Source organism: Variovorax sp. J22R115 (genome assembly GCF_030317005.1).
Taxonomy (GTDB): domain Bacteria; phylum Pseudomonadota; class Gammaproteobacteria; order Burkholderiales; family Burkholderiaceae_C; genus Variovorax.
Genome location: NZ_JASZYM010000004.1, coordinates 145,248 through 161,873, shown reverse-complemented (window position 1 = coordinate 161,873; position 16,626 = coordinate 145,248). Strand labels below are relative to the sequence as shown.

18 protein-coding genes are annotated in these 16,626 nt (G+C 63.8%); 7 read left to right on the top strand and 11 right to left on the bottom strand.

Annotation, left to right across the window (positions count from 1 at the left end; all coding sequences use genetic code 11):
* Window positions 1–15: 15 nt before the first annotated feature.
* Window positions 16–1,089, top strand: a complete 1,074-nt coding sequence (locus QTI04_RS08385; protein WP_286615056.1) for a hypothetical protein — start codon at window positions 16–18, stop codon at window positions 1,087–1,089.
* Window positions 1,090–1,135: 46 nt separating this feature from the next.
* Here the strand turns inward: QTI04_RS08385 and QTI04_RS08380 are convergent, their stop codons facing one another.
* The 5 genes from QTI04_RS08380 to rfbB all read right to left on the bottom strand — a co-directional run bounded on the left by QTI04_RS08380 (window position 1,136) and on the right by rfbB (window position 5,617).
* Window positions 1,136–2,044: an FkbM family methyltransferase gene (locus tag QTI04_RS08380; RefSeq protein ID WP_286615053.1), complete on the bottom strand. Its 909-nt coding sequence runs from the start codon at window positions 2,042–2,044 to the stop codon at window positions 1,136–1,138.
* A gap of 149 nt (window positions 2,045–2,193) precedes the next feature.
* Entirely contained in the window at window positions 2,194–2,745 is a 552-nt protein-coding gene (gene rfbC, locus QTI04_RS08375) for a dTDP-4-dehydrorhamnose 3,5-epimerase (protein ID WP_286615051.1), read from the bottom strand.
* Window positions 2,742–3,629 carry a glucose-1-phosphate thymidylyltransferase RfbA gene (gene rfbA, locus QTI04_RS08370; protein ID WP_286615049.1) on the bottom strand — a complete coding sequence of 296 codons (888 nt, stop codon included), beginning with the start codon at window positions 3,627–3,629 and terminating at the stop codon, window positions 2,742–2,744. The genes rfbC and rfbA overlap by 4 nt, the downstream gene beginning before the upstream one ends.
* 21 nt (window positions 3,630–3,650) lie before the next feature.
* Window positions 3,651–4,541: a dTDP-4-dehydrorhamnose reductase gene (gene rfbD / locus QTI04_RS08365; protein WP_286615047.1), complete on the bottom strand. Its 891-nt coding sequence runs from the start codon at window positions 4,539–4,541 to the stop codon at window positions 3,651–3,653.
* The gene (gene rfbB / locus QTI04_RS08360; RefSeq protein WP_286615046.1) at window positions 4,538–5,617 is read right to left on the bottom strand and encodes a dTDP-glucose 4,6-dehydratase; all 1,080 of its coding nucleotides are present in this window, start codon (window positions 5,615–5,617) and stop codon (window positions 4,538–4,540) included. Before rfbB ends, rfbD begins: the two co-directional genes overlap by 4 nt.
* A gap of 154 nt (window positions 5,618–5,771) precedes the next feature.
* Between rfbB and QTI04_RS08355 the strand changes: the two genes are divergently transcribed.
* The 4 genes from QTI04_RS08355 to QTI04_RS08340 all read left to right on the top strand — a co-directional run bounded on the left by QTI04_RS08355 (window position 5,772) and on the right by QTI04_RS08340 (window position 8,202).
* Window positions 5,772–6,257: a phasin family protein gene (locus tag QTI04_RS08355; protein WP_286615045.1), complete on the top strand. Its 486-nt coding sequence runs from the start codon at window positions 5,772–5,774 to the stop codon at window positions 6,255–6,257.
* Between the two features lie 117 nt (window positions 6,258–6,374).
* A complete protein-coding gene (locus QTI04_RS08350) occupies window positions 6,375–7,049 on the top strand; it encodes a TetR/AcrR family transcriptional regulator (RefSeq protein ID WP_286615044.1) in 675 nt (224 codons plus the stop codon).
* An 11-nt stretch (window positions 7,050–7,060) separates the two neighbouring features.
* Window positions 7,061–7,891 carry a hypothetical protein gene (locus QTI04_RS08345; RefSeq protein WP_286615043.1) on the top strand — a complete coding sequence of 277 codons (831 nt, stop codon included), beginning with the start codon at window positions 7,061–7,063 and terminating at the stop codon, window positions 7,889–7,891.
* A gap of 56 nt (window positions 7,892–7,947) precedes the next feature.
* Window positions 7,948–8,202: an acyl-CoA-binding protein gene (locus QTI04_RS08340; RefSeq protein WP_286571267.1), complete on the top strand. Its 255-nt coding sequence runs from the start codon at window positions 7,948–7,950 to the stop codon at window positions 8,200–8,202.
* A gap of 14 nt (window positions 8,203–8,216) precedes the next feature.
* Here QTI04_RS08340 and QTI04_RS08335 read toward each other — a convergent pair whose 3' ends face one another.
* The 3 genes from QTI04_RS08335 to QTI04_RS08325 are packed head-to-tail and all read right to left on the bottom strand — an operon-like array spanning window position 8,217 to window position 11,747.
* Window positions 8,217–8,552: a polyhydroxyalkanoic acid system family protein gene (locus QTI04_RS08335; RefSeq protein ID WP_286600997.1), complete on the bottom strand. Its 336-nt coding sequence runs from the start codon at window positions 8,550–8,552 to the stop codon at window positions 8,217–8,219.
* The gene (locus tag QTI04_RS08330; protein WP_286615042.1) at window positions 8,545–9,705 is read right to left on the bottom strand and encodes an aminopeptidase; all 1,161 of its coding nucleotides are present in this window, start codon (window positions 9,703–9,705) and stop codon (window positions 8,545–8,547) included. Before QTI04_RS08330 ends, QTI04_RS08335 begins: the two co-directional genes overlap by 8 nt.
* Window positions 9,702–11,747, bottom strand: a complete 2,046-nt coding sequence (locus QTI04_RS08325; RefSeq protein WP_286615040.1) for a molybdopterin-dependent oxidoreductase — start codon at window positions 11,745–11,747, stop codon at window positions 9,702–9,704. The genes QTI04_RS08330 and QTI04_RS08325 overlap by 4 nt, the downstream gene beginning before the upstream one ends.
* A 72-nt stretch (window positions 11,748–11,819) precedes the next feature.
* Here QTI04_RS08325 and QTI04_RS08320 point away from each other — a divergent pair, with 72 nt between their 5' ends.
* Window positions 11,820–12,947, top strand: a complete 1,128-nt coding sequence (locus QTI04_RS08320; RefSeq protein WP_286615038.1) for an ABC transporter substrate-binding protein — start codon at window positions 11,820–11,822, stop codon at window positions 12,945–12,947.
* Here QTI04_RS08320 and QTI04_RS08315 read toward each other — a convergent pair.
* Entirely contained in the window at window positions 12,944–13,579 is a 636-nt protein-coding gene (locus QTI04_RS08315; protein ID WP_286600992.1) for a 2-hydroxychromene-2-carboxylate isomerase, read from the bottom strand. The genes QTI04_RS08320 and QTI04_RS08315 overlap by 4 nt on opposite strands.
* Window positions 13,580–13,600: 21 nt before the next feature.
* On the opposite strand from QTI04_RS08315, the gene QTI04_RS08310 reads away from it, so the two are divergent.
* Complete coding sequence (locus QTI04_RS08310) at window positions 13,601–15,166, top strand: FAD/NAD(P)-binding protein (protein WP_286600991.1); 1,566 nt, start codon at window positions 13,601–13,603, stop codon at window positions 15,164–15,166.
* Window positions 15,167–15,186: 20 nt separating this feature from the next.
* Here QTI04_RS08310 and QTI04_RS08305 read toward each other — a convergent pair whose 3' ends face one another.
* Both QTI04_RS08305 and QTI04_RS08300 read right to left on the bottom strand, forming a co-directional pair.
* Window positions 15,187–16,095 (bottom strand): ketopantoate reductase family protein, encoded by a 909-nt coding sequence (locus tag QTI04_RS08305; protein ID WP_286615359.1) that lies wholly within the window; start codon window positions 16,093–16,095, stop codon window positions 15,187–15,189.
* A gap of 35 nt (window positions 16,096–16,130) precedes the next feature.
* Window positions 16,131–16,610, bottom strand: coding sequence for a nucleoside deaminase (locus QTI04_RS08300; protein ID WP_286615037.1), 480 nt, complete (start codon window positions 16,608–16,610; stop codon window positions 16,131–16,133).
* Window positions 16,611–16,626: the final 16 nt, after the last annotated feature.

The following is a 16,626-nucleotide window of genomic DNA, read 5'->3' as shown; positions in this document are numbered from 1 at the left end:
ACACCGAGGAAAAAAATGATTAAACAACTCAGCAGGAGTTTGGCGCGACCATTTTGGACAAAGGTGCGCCCTCGGATAGTCGAACTTATCGACAACTCCGTAAACAACGCCGTATCAAGCCGCGAGCTAAATCGAGAAACTGAGCTGGGCGAATTACGAAAATCCTTTGAGAACCTGAGCGAGCAAGTCCGGGTGCAGCAGAATGCGCATGAAGCGCTTCGAGATGCAGTCCAATATCATCGCCGTGTTCTGTTCAAGCCTCAGCCGGATCTGGAAATGCTATCGGCAGACGAACCGTTCATGCAGTATGCCAATTGCCAGGCGAGTGATTTTTACCATCCGCGTTACGCGCAGCTCGCCAAAATCATCAACCATCGACCCAATCTCCACCGCAAGCAATGGGAGTGGATCTTCATTCTTCACAAATTGATCGATTCTGGGATTGTTACAAGCGGTGCGCGAGGCTTGGTATTTGGAGTTGGGGTCGAGCCACTCCCGGCGGTTTTTGCATCGATGGGGGCACAGATTGTTGCCACGGATGCACCACCCGATCTCGACGGCAGCCAAGGTTGGGCGGCGACCAACCAGTATGGACACAGCATAGATGCCCTGCTTTTCCCGGATATCGTTCCCAATGAACGGTTTCGCCAACTTGTGACTCATCAAGCGTGCGACATGAACAATATCGACCTCGCTCTACGGGATTTCGACTTCAATTGGTCATCTTGTTGCTTCGAACACCTCGGTTCACTGGAGGCGGGCATTCAATTCGTCATCAACGCCGTGGAAAAGACACTGAAAATCGGAGGGGTTGCGGTTCACACAACAGAGTTCAATGCATCTTCGAACGAAGATACCATCACCGATGGCCCCACAGTGATTTATCGCCGCAGCGACATCGAAGAATTAGTGCGGCGCCTCCGAGAACGCGGACACATTGTCGAAGACTTTAACATCGGCCCCACCGCTCATCATTTGGATTTCCATGTCGATGTTCCACCCTATCACCAAGACAATGTTCATTTGAAGCTTCTATTGTCTGGATATGTTGCCACATCGGTTGGCCTGACAATCAGACGAGGCCGGTGACCCTGAGAGGCCAGCACTGAGCCTGGGAATCTTTTAAAGCTCTCGGTTAGGCGGCAATCGGAGCCATTGACTGCAATTCAAGTTCGTCGTTGGTCATATTTGTGTAGTAATAATCTGGCGTAATTTGGTGGATTCTTCGCAAACCAAATTCTTCAATGATCGGCATGACTCGTTCCCATTGCGCCTCAAATATCTCCACTTGAATCACCACCTTATTGCCCTCGATAGTCTGTCGCAAGCCTAGCAGGGCTTTGTCTTCATGACCTTCGACATCTATTTTTATGAAGATGACCTCTCGCTCGAAAGGTAGAAAGTCGTCGATGGCTACGGCCACTACTTCATAGGATGGCTGATCTTTTGCATCGCGACCAACGATCCCGACCCCTCCGCGATTGCCGTCTGGGTGAGTTCTACTATCCCAGCACCGCAAGTTGCCCGCTTCGGCGCTAACCGCCAAGTTATGTGGATTGATCGTGCCTGCGGCATCGTTCAAGAAGATCTGTGCCTGTAGCTGGGCGAAGTTGTGCCGGTCGGCATCGAACGCATGAATGCGACGCACGCCCGCGCGCATCGCCAGTAGTGAATAGAGGCCCCAATAGGAACCGATATCAAGAAACACAATGTCGCGACGCCTTACCGCTGTTTTCACAAGACCTATGAAGAATTTTATTTGCGACTGCTCCCACGCCCCTTCAACGATCACGCAACGATCGACAATCGAAGTGTGATCAAGCAACAGTCTCAGCGTCATCCGCTCGTAGATGTCGACCTGATTTCGCGACGCTTCAATTTGCGAGTAACCGAGTCCGCCACCTCGGTCGGCCAAAATTTGGTTTGCGGCAGCGCTTTCAGCCGCAACGGCCGACATCTGATCGATCAAAACCTGGCTGCTGACTTCAGCGGTCGCCGCCATACGGGACAGGGTGTCCGATATTCGAGTGATGGACTCGGCCATCTGTTGATTTTCGGCGACCGATGCCGACCGAATGCGAGACAAGGACTCCGAAATTGAGAGAATACTTCCGTAGATTCGCGCGAGCTGGCGAAATGGAGTTCGGGCGCTTATATTACTGGTCATGTATCCACTCACTGGCCAAAAACGAATTACGAAAAGACTTCTGCCTCCCCGATGCAACTGCCCCCGGCATCCTTTGCGGACAGCCGTGGAGTCCCGATACTGGCCACCGGCCACTTAATACCAATCTGCCCGTCGTCCCACAAGATGCAACGCTCGTGCATTGGTGCGTAGTAATCGGTAGTCTTGTACAGAAAGTCTGCGGTCTCACTTGTCACGACAAAACCGTGGGCAAAACCCTCAGGCACCCAAAGCTGCCGATGATTGTCTTCGGTGAGTTCAACGCCGACCCATTTCCCGAAGGTTGACGATGACTTGCGGATGTCTACAGCCACATCGAACACCGCCCCACGCACGCAGCGAACGAGCTTGCCCTGTGTCTGCTTGATCTGGTAGTGCAGTCCCCGCAACACGCCCTTGGCAGAACGCGAATGGTTGTCCTGGACGAAGTCCACGTGGCGGCCCACGGCTTCATCGAAAGCGATCTGATTGAAGCTCTCGTAGAAGAAGCCGCGCGCATCCCCAAATACCTTTGGCTCGATGACGAGCACGTCGGGAATCGACGTCGGCTTAACCTTCACGACCGCACCTCTTCGGTCAGCAGGTGGTTCAGGTACTTGCCGTAGCCGCTCTTCTCCAGAGGCTTCGCGAGTGCCGCAAGCTGCGCCGTGCTGATGAATCCGTTTCGCCAGGCGACCTCTTCGGGGCACGCGATCTTGAGACCCTGCCGATGCTCGAGCGTCGCGATGAACTGCCCTGCCTCCATCAGGCTGTCATGCGTACCCGTGTCGAGCCACGCATAACCGCGTTGCATGATCTGCACGTTTAGCTTTCCGAGATCCAGATAGGCCTGGTTTATAGCCGTGATCTCCAGTTCGCCGCGGGCACTCGGCTGCACGGCCTTGGCAATGTCAACAACCTGGTTGTCATAGAAGTACAGGCCGGTGACCGCGTAGCTGCTCCTCGGCTTCGCGGGCTTTTCCTCGATGCTGCTGGCCTTCCCTTGGCTGTCGAACGCGACCACGCCATAGCGTTCGGGGTCGTGCACGTGATAGGCGAACACGGTCGCGCCCGCCTGCCTGGCATCCGCGTCCGACAGCAGATGAACTAAATCATGCCCGTAGAAGATGTTGTCGCCCAGCACGAGCGCGCTCGGGGAGTCGCCGATGAAGTCGGCCCCGATGATGAACGCCTGCGCCAGCCCGTCAGGGCTCGGCTGCACCGCATACTGCAGATTGATCCCCCACTGGCTGCCGTCACCCAGTAGTTGCTGGAAGCGCGGCGTGTCCTGCGGCGTGCTGATGATGAGGATGTCGCGCATGCCGCCGAGCATCAGCGTGCTGAGTGGGTAGTAGATCATCGGCTTGTCGTACACCGGGAGCAGTTGCTTGCTCATCGCCAAGGTGGCCGGGTGGAGGCGGGTGCCGGAGCCGCCGGCCAGGATGATGCCTTTGCGTTGCGTCATGAATCTTTCTTTGTAGTGGGATCAGAGCGTTTCGCGCAGCATGCGCGCGACACCCGCTTGCCAGTGCGGCAGCACGAGGCCGAAGGTGGCCTGGAGTTTCGCGGTATTGAGGCGTGAATTGTTCGGCCGCGCGGCCGGCGTCGGAAACGCGCTGGTCGGCACCGGATCCACGGCGCCGGGGCCAGCCTTGAGTTCCACGCCCGCGGCCCGGGCCTGCTCCAGCACGAAGCGCGCATAACCATGCCACGTGGTTTCTCCGCCGGCCACGAGGTGATAGAGCCCGACCTTACCGGGATCGCGCAGCGTGTCGCGGATCGCGTGGGCTGTCACGTCGGCCAGCAGTTCGGCCCCGGTCGGCGCGCCGAACTGGTCATCGATGACCGTCAGCCGATCACGCTCCTTCGCCAGACGCAGCATGGTTTTCGCGAAGTTGCCGCCACGCGCCGCGTAGACCCAGCTCGTGCGAAAGATCAGATGGCGCGCACAGTTCTGGGCAACCAGCTGCTCGCCTTCGAGCTTGGTGCGGCCGTACACGCTCAGCGGGCCCGTCGCGTCACCCTCTTGCCAGGGCTTGTCGCCACTCCCATCGAAAACGTAGTCGGTTGAGTAGTGAACCATGAGAGCGCCAATTTGCTGCGCAGCCTCCGCCACGACGCCCGGGGACGTTGCATTCAGCTTGCGCGCCGATTCAGGCTCGCTTTCGGCCTTATCGACGGCCGTGTGCGCCGCCGAATTGACAATGACATCCGGCCGCACCTTCAGCACCGTGTCGGCCAGTTGCTCAGGACGGCTGAAGTCCGCATGGAAGTCCGTGCTATCGAAATCCAGCGCCACCAATTCGCCGAGCGGCGCCAGACTGCGCTGCAGCTCCCAGCCGACCTGCCCGCCCTTGCCAAGCAGCAACAGCTTCATGCTTGCGCCTCCGCGGGCGCCCCCGCATATTGCTTCTGGACCCAATCGCGGTAGGCCCCGCTCTGGACGTTGCGCACCCATTCGCCGTTGGCAAGATACCACTCGACCGTCTTGCGAATGCCCGTGTCGAATGTCTCAGCCGGTTTCCAGCCCAACTCACGCTCGAGCTTGCGCGCATCGATCGCGTAGCGCCGGTCGTGGCCCGGCCGGTCTGTGACATAGGTGATCTGCTCGCGGTAGCTCTTGCCATCGGCGCGAGGGCGGAGTTCGTCGAGCAGTGCGCAAACCGTGTTGACGATCTCGATGTTGGGTTTCTCGTTCCAGCCGCCGACGTTGTAGGTTTCGCCGAGGCGGCCTGCTTCGAGCACCCGACGGATGGCGCTGCAATGATCCTTGACGTAGAGCCAGTCGCGGACCTGCATGCCGTCGCCGTACACCGGCAGCGACTTACCGGCGAGTGCGTTGACGATCATCAGAGGGATGAGCTTCTCGGGGAAGTGAAACGGACCATAGTTGTTCGAGCAATTGGTCGTGACCACCGGCAGGCCGTACGTGTGATGCCACGCCCGGACCAGGTGGTCGCTGGCCGCCTTGCTGGCCGAATAGGGGCTGTTGGGCTCGTACTTGTTCTCTTCCGTGAAGGCCGGATCGGATGCCGACAGCGAACCGTAGACCTCGTCGGTCGAGACGTGCAGAAAGCGGAAGGTTTCTTTCTGGTCTGCGGGCAGTGCGTTCCAATGGCCGCGCACGGACTCCAGCAAGCGGAAAGTGCCGAGCACGTTGGTTTGAACGAAATCCTCGGGCCCGTGGATTGAACGATCCACATGGGATTCGGCCGCGAAGTTCACCACGGCGCGAGGCTTGTGTTCCGCCAAGAGCGTGTCGACCAGCTCGCTATCGCCGATGTCCCCTTGCACGAACAGATGGCCGGCGTTGTCCTTGAGCGAAGCAAGCGTTTCAAGATTGCCGGCATAGGTCAGCTTGTCTAGATTCAGAACTGCTTCGCTGCTCCGGGCAATCCAGTCGAGAACGAAATTGGCACCAATAAAGCCGGCGCCGCCGGTAACTAGGATCATCGGAGGTCCCTCTCTGTTTTCGGAATATCGCCTGCCAGCGGGCAAGGCGCGGATTATCCCATCCGAGAATGTTTCAATTCGCAGCTAGACCCCCGCCTCTACACCGGCCCGTCCGACCCCGGCTAGAGTCCCAAAGACCTTCAAGGAATCCACCATGCCCACTCCCGAAGACGACAAACCCGCAGACCGCATCAAAGACTCCGCGCAGCAGATCTGGCTCGCCGGCCTCGGCGCCTTCGCCAAGATGCAGCAGGAAGGCAGCAAGGCCTTCGAGGCGCTGGTGAAGGATGGTGTGGGCGTCCAGAAGAAGACGCAGCAGGCCGCCGAGGAAACCCTGGCACAGGCGCAGGCCCGGATGGCCGGCTTCGCGAGCGAATTCGGCACCAAGGCCGCGGGCGGCTGGGGCAAGCTGGAGAACATTTTCGAGGAGCGCGTCGCGCGCGCTCTCGAGAAGCTGGGCATGCCCTCGGCCCAGGAAGTCGCGGCGCTTCAAGCACGGGTTGAAGTCCTCGAGGCGCAGTTGCGCGGCAAGGCCGCGGCCGGCGCGCCGGCCCGTCCGGCGCCGCGCAAGACGGCCGCCCGCAAGTCGTCGGATGGCGCCAAGCCCTCGCAGCGTCACAAGGCAAGCGGCGGTACCTGAAGCAGCCTGACCGGCAACTGAGCCCCGCCGCCGGGGCGGGGCTGGCGGAGATCGCTGCACCGGGCGCGACAGAGTTGCGCTAGAGTCTCCCCCAAGAGACAAAAACGGGGCTCCGACATGGCCAAGAAAGCGCCACGCCGCACTGCGCAACGCATCCTCGAAGCCGCACTTGACCTGTTCAACCGGTTCGGGGAACCGAACGTCTCGACGACCCTTGTGGCCGGCGAACTCAGTATCAGCCCCGGCAACCTCTACTACCACTACCCGGCCAAGGACGAGCTGATCAACCGGCTCTACGAAGGCTACGAGACCGAGCTCAACACACTGCTGCACGCGAGCGAAGGTGTGCACGATGTCGAGGACGCATGGTTCTTCATGCACAGCCTGTTCGAGCTCATCTGGCGCTACCGCTTCCTCTACCGTGACTTGAACGACCTGCTGAGCAAGAACCGGCACCTCGAGACGCAATTCCAGCTCGTGCTCAAGAACAAGGCACGTGCCATCCGGACCCTGCTGGCCGGCCTGGGCCGCGCCGGGCATCTCGACATCGACACGCGCGAGGTCGACACGTTGGCGCAGAGCATGGTGGTGGTGCTCACCTATTGGCTCAGCTACGAATACGTACGCAATCCGCGCGAGGCGCTCGAGCCCGGGCATGCCCAGGGCGCCCTTCTTCGCGGCGCCCATCACACGCTGCACTTGCTCGCGCCCTATCTTGCGACGGAGCAACGGCGGCATTTGCTCACACTCAGTAGCGCCTATTCCGGCGAAGATCAACCTGCAACGGTCTGACCCCCTATCGAATGACCCCACCGGACCTCCAACCACTCCCGCTGCTGTCCGCTGGCGCCCCTCCCGCAACGGCGCCATGGACCCGATTGCCCTACCCCGATGCCCCCAAATTCGACAGCTCCAACCTGCTGACGCACTGGCCCCGCCTGCATGCCGGCCAAGGCTTGCAGCCCCCGGTGCCGGGCCCCTTGGCAGAAGGCTGGGCGCTCTATCACAGCGGGGAGTTCGAGCGAGCCGTGGCGATCGCGCTGACGCACGGCCACGACGGCCTGGCGCTCGCCAACCAGGCCACTGCCATCTATGCCAACTACCTGGAGCCACGCGAATCGGTCCGGTTGGCGCTGTTCAAGCAGGTGGCAGAGCGCGCCACCGCCCAGGTCGCCGCCGAACCCGACAACTGCCAGGCACTGTACTGGCAGGCCTACGCCCTGGGGCGCTACAGCCAGGGCATCAGCGTGGCGCGCGCGCTGGCGCAAGGCCTGGGTGGCAAGGTCAAAGGGGCGCTAGAACGAGTGATCGAGTTGCAGCCGCTCCATGCCGATGCGCACGCGGCGCTCGGCGCGTTCCACGCCGAAGTCATCGACAAGGTTGGCTCGCTGGTGGGCCGCATGACCTACGGCGTGCGCGCCGACACGGCCATCGAACTCTTCGAGCGCAGCTTGCAGCTCAACCCTCACTCGGCCAGCGTGCTGATGGAGTACGCCCGAGGGCTGCTGATGCTTCAAGGCGATTCGCGCATGGCCGAGGCCACCCGGCTCTACGAAAAGGCGGCAACCCTCGAGCCAGTCGACGCGCGCGAGCGCCTGGATGTGGAGCTGGCGCGCGCCGGGCTGTCCGATTGAGGTTTATCGACGACGTCGTCACTTAAGATCCCGTCTTTTGATGAGACCTTGCCGCCATGTCTGACCTGAACGCCCAGTTCGAAGCTGCCCAAGCCAATTCCAAACTGCTTGCCGAGCGCCCGGACAATCCGACGCTGCTCAAGATCTACGGTCTCTTCAAGCAGGCTACCGCCGGCGACAACGCAGAGAAGAAGCCGAGCTTCAGCGACATCGTCGCCCGCGCGAAGTGGGATGCCTGGACTTCGCGCAAGGGCTTGAGCGCCGACGAAGCCAAGCAGCAGTACATCGACCTGATCGAATCGCTGCGCTGAGCCGGCGGCGCGCTTCACAACCAGTCTTTGTCGTTGTAGGCGTCGTCGTCCGCCGGCGCCTTGGCGCCGAGCAAGGCGTCCAGGCTCTGCTGCAAACGCTGCTCGATCTGCTCGCTGAAGCTTCCGTACAGCAAGCCCAGCGTCGCATCCAACGTAAAGGTATCGGCGCTGACCTCGACACTGCCGTCGATGCCGGCCCGGTTGAACTGGGCCACGTCGCAGGTCTCGCCTTCGGCATAGGTGCACTCGATGCCGTAGTCCTCCTCCACCCGCTGCATCCATTGGCGCGCGACCTCGCGCGCGGCGGCCAATCCCAGGCTGTGATTGCGTTCGATGTGAATGTCAGACACCGGGGGCTCCGTTCTTGGTGTTGTTGGGCTTGCAGCACGGGGCCTGCGTTTGCATGAGGTCCGTCGCCGGAGGCGCAGCGGTCCTGAGCGCCTGGTCGCGTCCGTCCTTGGGTAATTTGGCCAACTGTTTCACGGCAGCGTAGAAGCGCGGCCAGTCTTCACCCTCGCGCTCGAACAGGGCCTCGAAGCCGGGCACCAGTTCGTCGTAGGCAGCCTGGGCGCCGAAGGTCGCGTTGTTGGCGCGTGCCACCCAGCCGTCGTAGGCGCCCTGCCGGGGGCCGGTCCAGCCGGCGCGCAGCGCGGCGTAGCGCTGGCGAAACGCCTCCATGGCTGCCTTCTTCCTGGCATCGACCGTCTCCCAGTCTTTCGCCTGGGCTTCCTTCGACGTGTAGATCTCCTGCAGCGCACGCCGTGTGTCGGCCGTGAGGGCGCGAAACTGCTGGCGGCGCGCGTCGAACTGTGCATATTCGAGCCGAGCCGCGTCGCTGGCATGCGTCTTCAGCCAGCGAGCGCCGCCGATGCGTTCGACTGCTGTCGCGAACGATTCGTTGAACATCGTGTCCCCGGGCACATAGAGCACCTGGTGCGCAAGCTCATGGAAGACGATGCGCGCCAGTTCCCCTTCCGGGTAGCCGATGAAAGTGGAGAGCAATGGATCGCCGCCGGCCCAGTTCATCCAGCCGAGCGTCGAGTACGCGGGCACCGGATAGACGGAGGTCTCGAGTCCCTGCGCCTGCAGTTCGGCGGCTTCCGCCTTGGCGGCGGCCTCGTCGTAGTAACCCCGGTAGCCGATGCAGCCTGCGACCGGGAAGCACCAGGTCTTCAGCGTCAGCGAATGGGGCGACGCCGCAACCACGTTCCAGACCGCGGCGTTGCGATGCAGGTCAGCATAGGCCTTGTAGCTGTCGTTGTCGGGCAAGCCGAGTTCGGTCACCGCAAAGCGGCGCACCCGCGTGGTGAGTTCGAGCTTGGCCTTGAGGGCGTCAGAGGTCGCCGGGTCTTCCAGCCACTGGTCCACCGGTCGTGCGGCGCGCATCAGTCCCAGATGGCCGCTGGCCGATTGCCAGTAGTAGCTGACATCGGCGCAGCCCGCGAGCATCGCCAGCCCTGCAACCGTCGCGCATGCCGCGAAACGCCTGCGAGCCGCCCTCATGGTGTGACCGCAGCTTCCGCGACGGACTCCACCTCGACCAGGCAGTCATAGAAGGTCGGACCTCGCCCTATGTCCGTCAGCCGCTGGCTCGTGAGCTGGTTGACGTTGGTGCCGTCCAGTCCCAGCTTGCGCCACCAGATCCCGAGGCCGTGCACCACGCCCGGCCGGGCGCGCCGCGAGACCTCGGCGCGGCAGTGGTGCTCGCCGCGCCGATTGAAGACGCGCACCGTGGCGCCGTCCACGATGCCGCGCGCCAGGGCGTCGGCTTCGTTGATCTCCAGCAGCGGCTCGCCCTCGATCGCGCGCAGGCTGCGCACGTTGACGAAGCTGGAGTTGAGGAAGTTGCGCGCCGGCGGCGAGATCATCGCTAGCGGAAACTCCTTCGAGCTGCCAGCCGGTTCGTAGTTGGGCACATGGTCGGGCAAGCCGTCCTGGCCGTGCGCGGCTAGCCGGGCGCTGAAGAACTCGCAGCGGCCCGACGGCGTCGGGAAGTTTCCTTGGGCGTAGGGTGCATCGGGCAGCTTCAGCGTGGCAAAGCCTTGCGCCTGCAACGCCTCGAAGTCGACCGCCTCCGGGCTGAAAGCGGCGCGGCACAGGGTCTCGTCATCGTCGGCGAAACAGGGCTCGTCGAATCCCATGCGCTTCGCGAGCTCGCGAAACACCCAGGTATTGCTGTGCGCCTGGCCGCGCGGCGCGACCGCGGGCTGGTTCAACATCACGTCGGTGTGGCCGTAGCTGAAGTGGATGTCCCAGTGCTCCAGCTGCGTGGTGGCCGGCAGCACGTAGTCCGCGTAGTCGGCGGTGTCGGTCTGGAACTGCTCCAACACCACGGTGAAGAGGTCCTCGCGCGCGAACCCGGCGACCACCTTGCCCGACTCCGGCGCGATGGCGACCGGATTGCTGTTGTAGACGACCAATGCCTCGATCGGATTCGCCGTATCGAGCAGCGCGTCGCCGATCGACGTCATGTTGATCGTGCGCGGGCGCCGGCCCGCCAGCAGATCGGGCCGCTGCAACGCCGCCCGGTCCACCGGAAACAGGCCCGAGCTGCTGAGCAGCAATCCGCCCGCCCGATCGCGCCACGCGCCGACCAACGCCGGCAGACAAGCCACCGCACGCGCGGCATTGCCGCCACCGCGCACGCGCTGCATGCCGTAGTTGAGCCGGATGGCTGCGGGCTTGGTGCTTCCATAGGCGCGTGCCAGTTCGACGATCTGCGCCTCCGGCACGCCGCAGACTGCTGCCGCACGCGACGGCGGCCATTGCAAGGCCCGCTCGCGAAGCTGCGCCCAACCCACCGTGTAACGCTCGATGTAGTCATGGTCGAGCCAGTCGTTCACGATCAGCTCGTGCATCAGCGCGAACGCCAGCGCCGCGTCGGTGCCCGGAAGCAAGGCGATGTGCTCGTCGCACTTGTCCGCTGTCTCTGTCTTGCGAGGATCGATGCACACCAGTCGTGCGCCTGCACGTTTGGCGGCTTGCGCATGGCGCCAGAAGTGCAGGTTGCTCGCAATCGAGTTGCTGCCCCAGATCAGGATCAGCTTCGCGTCGGCGAAAAACTCGACCCGCATGCCGACCTTGCCACCCAAAGTAAAACCTAAGGCCTCACCGCCTGCGGTCGAGCAGATGGTGCGGTCCAGCAGCGACGCACCGAGCTTGTGGAAAAAACGACGGTCCATCGATTCGCCCTGCACGAGACCCATCGTTCCTGCGTAACTGTAAGGCACAATCTTTTCCGGATTGTTACTTCTGACTTCATCGAGTCGCGCCGCGATGTCCGCCAGCGCCTGCTCCCAGCTCACCGGCTCGAAGAGGCCACTCCCCTTGGGGCCGGAGCGCTTCAGGGGCTGCACCAGACGTTCGGGGTGGTCGTTGCGTTCGATATAGCGCGAAACCTTGGTGCACAGCACGCCCGCCGTGTGTTGATGGGCCGGATTGCCCTGCAGCTTGACGGCGACGCCGTCGTGCACGGTCGTGACGAGCGCGCAGGTATCGGGGCAGTCGTGCGGGCAGGCGCCGAGCACTTGGGTTTCGAGAGTCATGAGTCAAACAGGGGCAGCAGCCAATCGGACGAGTCTAAGTTGTGCGTCGCGAATGCGCGCGGAGGGGTTTTCATGAAGTTGAATCGCAGGCATTTTTCGATCGCTACCGGGGCAGCAGCGCTCGCCGGCGCCAATTGGGCGCGCGCGCAGAGCGAAACACCGATCGTCCTGGGCCAGTCGGCACCGTTCACCGGACCCGCCGCGCAACTCGGCATCCAGTTCTACGAAGGCGCCAAGCTCTTTCTGGACCAGTACAACGCGCAGCCCGGCCACAGGGACGTCGCCATCAAGTTCCTGGACGACGGCTACGAGCCCGACCGCTGCGCGGCCAATACCAAGAAGCTGATCGACGACGACGCCTTCGCGCTGTTCGGCTACATCGGCACGCCCACCAGCCTGGCCGCGATGCCGCTCGCGGTGAACGCCAAGATTCCCTTCATCGCGCCCTTTACCGGCGCCATGGCCTTGCGCGAGCCCTTCCACAAGAACGTGTTCCATCTGCGCGCCTCGTACAACGATGAGACCGCGCTGATCGTGAAGCAACTCACCCACCTGGGCTTGAAGAAGATCGCGGTCTTCTATCAAAACGATGCCTACGGCAAGGCCGGTCTGGACGGCGTGACGCTCGCGTTGTCACAAATGGACCTCAAGCCGGCAGCGCTGGCCACGGTCGAGCGGAACTCGGCCGACGTTTCCGCGGCGGTCAAGAGCATCGTGGCGGCACGCCCGGACGCGGTGGTCCAGGTCAGCGCGTACAAGTCGTGCGCCGCCTTCATCCGAGAAGCGCGCAAGGCGGGCTACGGCGGCACGTTCTTCAATGTGTCCTTCGTCGGCACGCAGGCCCTGGCCGACGAACTCGGCAAGGACGGCGCCGGCGTGGTCGTCACGCAGGTCGTGCCCTCGCCCTACAACGCGGCGAACGGCATCACGCGCGAATTCAACGATACATTGCGCAAGGCCGGCGGCAACACCAAGGCCAATTTCTCGAGCCTCGAGGGCTACCTGGCCGCGAAGGTGCTGGTCGAAGGTCTGCGGCGCGCACCTGGCAAGGTCACGCGCGAGGGCCTGATCACCGGGCTCGAAAGCATCGACAGGCAACAGTTCGGCGGCTTCGAGGTCTCGTTCTCGCCGCGCAATCACGTGGCATCGAAGTTCGTCGAACTGTCGATGATCACGGGCGACGGCCGGATCCGTACCTAGGCGCCGCGCGCAGCCCTGAGGCGATCCAGCGCGCGATCGAGGAACACCAGCCGGTCCTGGCCCCAGAAGCGCTCGCCGTCGAGGATGTAGGTCGGCGCGCCGAAAACACCTCTTTCCACGGCTTCGGCGCTGTTCGCGCGATAGACGGCAAGCGTTTCCGGCATCTGTTCCAGTGCCTGCAGCGCCGCGCCGTCGTAGCCGTTCTCGTCGGCGACGGCAATGCGCACCGCCGCGTCGGAGGTATCCCGCTCTTCCGCCCACAGCGCGCGCAGCAGGGCGTGCGAGAGCGGCTGCGCGTCGAGCCCCTGCAACTGCGCCGCAATGACCATCCAACCCGGATACTTGTTCCAGTTCGGATCGCTGGCCGCACCTTTCGGGTAGTGCGCCGGTTCGAGGTTCAGGGCCATGCCGAGGTGATCGCGCCAGCGCGCGAGTTCGAGCGCGTGGTAGGTGCGACGCGGCTCGGGCCGCGTTTTGAGCGGAATGCCGCCGGTCTGCGGAACCACGGCTTGGAAGTCGTAGGGCTTGAGCGTGAGCTGCACATGGTGGCGGCGCACGATGTCTTGCAGATGCGGGCCGCCGAGATAGGCCCAGGGCGAAGAGAGGCTGTAGTAGCAGTCGAGTGCGATCATGTTCTGGATTATCTTCAGGCAATGGCTTCCGACGACTCCTCTCCCGACGCACTGCCCCCGGTGCCACTGCAATTCATCGCGAGCCCGCGCGACGCGGCGGCGCTCGGGCGCCTGGCTACGCAGGCCCGCGCCGATCTCGAACGCATCAACGTGCCGCCGCCCGCGTGGGTGCTGCCGGCCGAATCATCGACCGCCGAGGCGCCCGTGCTCGACGTTCTCGTCGCCGGCGCCGGCATGTGCGGGCAGACCGCCGCCTTCGCGCTGCGCCGGGAAGGCGTCACGAACATCCGGGTGATCGACCGCGCCGCCCGCGGCGACGAAGGTCCGTGGGGCACCTATGCCCGCATGCTGACCCTGCGCAGCCCCAAGCACGTGGGCGGGCCGGAACTGGGCGTTCCTTCGCTGAGCTTTCGCGCCTGGTACGAAGCCCAGCACGGCGAAGGCAGCGAAGGCTCCGCCGAAGGCACGCCGGGCTGGCTGGCGCTGCACAAGATCGGCCGCGTCGATTGGCGCGACTACCTGCTGTGGGTGCGCGACACCGTCGGCCTGCAGATCGACAACGGCGTGTCGCTGCGGTCGGTGTCGCACGCCGATGGCGGCCGCGTGCTTTTGATCGAGCTGGAGGACGCCCAAGGCCGGCGCGAGATCGTGCGCACGCGGCAACTCGTGCTCGCGCTGGGCCGTGACGGCAGCGGCGCGCCGCGCTGGCCGGCGTTTCCTTCGCTGCGGCGTGCCGACCCGCATGCGGCAGGGCGCGTGTTCCATTCCGCCGACCCGATCGACTTCGCGGCCTGGGAAGGCCGGCGCATCGGCGTCCTCGGCGCCGGGGCCTCGGCTTTCGACAACGCCGCCTGCGCGCTCGAAGCCGGCGCCGCGAAGGTGACGCTGTTCGCGCGCCGCACGCAATTGCCGCAGATCAACAAGAGCAAGGCGGCGTCGAGCCATGGATTCCTGCGCGGTTTCGAGGGGCTGGACGACGCGCGCAAGTGGCGCGTCTACACCTACATCTTCGACGAGCAGGTGCCACCGCCGTGGGAGACCGTGCGCCGCTGCGACGCACACGACGCCTTCGAACTGCGGCTGGGCACGCCCTGGGATGACGTCGCACCCGATGAGGACGGCGTCACCGTCACCCTGCCTGACGGTGGCAGCGAGCGCTTCGATGCGGTGATCTTCGGCACCGGCTTCGACGTGGACCTGCTCGACCGGCCGGAGATTGCGCCCTACACGGCGCAGATCGATAGCTGGGCGAATCACGTTTCGGCAACCGAGGCCGAGCATCACCCGGAGCCTGCGCGCTTTCCCTATCTGGGCGCAGGGTTCGAATTGCGCAGCGCGGACCCGGCCAGCTCGCAGGCCGACGCACTGGCGCGCATGCGCCTGTTCAATTGGGGCGCGACCATGAGCCACGGCGCGTTGGCCGGGGACATCCCCGGCCTGGCCATCGGCGCGACGCGACTCGCCCAGGCCATCGCGCGCGACCTTTTCGTGGAGGATGCCGACCGGCACTGGGAACGCCTGCAGGCGCACGAGGAGCCCGAACTGATCGCCACCCGGTGGTACGTGGCGGACAAGCCGTCCGACTGATCCCCGCAGCCCGGCGCAGGTCAGTGCGCTGGGGCTTGCGCCTGACGGTCCTCGATCAGCTTGACCAGCGTGTAGAGCGTGCGATTGACGGGCGCCGGCACACGCAGGGCATCGCCCTTGCGCATCACGTAGCCGTTGAGATGGTCGATCTCGCTGCGCTTGCCGCGCGCCAGGTCTTGCGCGGTGGATGAAAACTGCGATGGCATGGTCTGCGCGATGCGCTCCACCGCTTGCCACGTGTCCCCAGGCACAGTGACGCCTCCCGCACGGGCGACGGCCAGGCATTCCTCCACCACATCGCGCATCACGGCATCCACGCCCACGCCCTGCACGACACGTCCATAGGGAAGCTGCGAGATGGCGGACAAGGCGTTGTAGGCGCAGTTGAGGATCAGCTTGGCCCACAGCGAGCCGATGACGTTGTCGGAAATCTGCGTCGGCACGCCGGCTTCCGCCAGCAGCGCCGCGACCTGCTCGCTGGTCTTCGACGGGGCAATGACCAGTTCGCCACGCCCGTGATGCTTGACATGGCCGGGACCCGCCATTTCGGTGGCCACGTAGACCACCGCGGCAGCCACCTCCTGCGGCACGAGCGCCTGCAGGCGCTCAGCGTTGTCGACGCCGTTCTGCAGCGTGATCACGAGCGCATCGGGCATGAGATGCGGCCGGATCTCCATTGCGGCACTCTCGGTGTCGGTGGACTTGACGCAAAAGAGCACGAGCCCCGCGCCCGCCACCGCGCTGGCATCGGTGCTCGCCTGCATCGGCACACGGGTCCTGAAGCTCTGCGTGTCGAGCAGGAGACCGTCGCGGCGGACGGCCTCGACGTGCTGCGGCCTTCCGATCAGCGTCACTGAATGGCCTGCCCGCGCCAGCATGCCGCCGTAGTAGCAGCCCACGGCACCGGCGCCCATCACGGCGATCTTCATCGGGTTCGATCCCGGGACCTTCATGGGCTCGGCTGTCATGACTGCGTCCGCCGGCCCGCCGCCCACGCCTCCAGCACCGCTACCGCCGCACGGTCGAGTTTCTGCTCCGAAGGCATGGCACGCTCCGCAAGCGGTGCACCCGCCTCGGCACGCAGTTCATCCACATCGATGGGATGACGAGCCTCCACGGGCACACCCGCAAACGCCTCGCCGGACTGCGCAAGCGAAGCAGCGTAGTAGAGCTTGCCGATGCCCGCGATCCGCATCGCGGCCACGCACAACGCGCAAGGCTCGCACGATGTGTAGAGATCGCAACCGCTCAGATCGACGCTCCTCAGATTCCGACAGGCATCGCGAATGGCCTCGACCTCGCCATGCGAGGTGGGATCGAAATGGGCCACGGAGTGATTGAAGCCCTCGCCCACCACCGTGCCGTCTTTCACGACCACGGCGCCGAATGGCTCGGTGCCCGGCGTATCGAGCGCCTGCGCCGACAGCGCGATGGCGCGCTTCATGAATTCTTCCTGATAC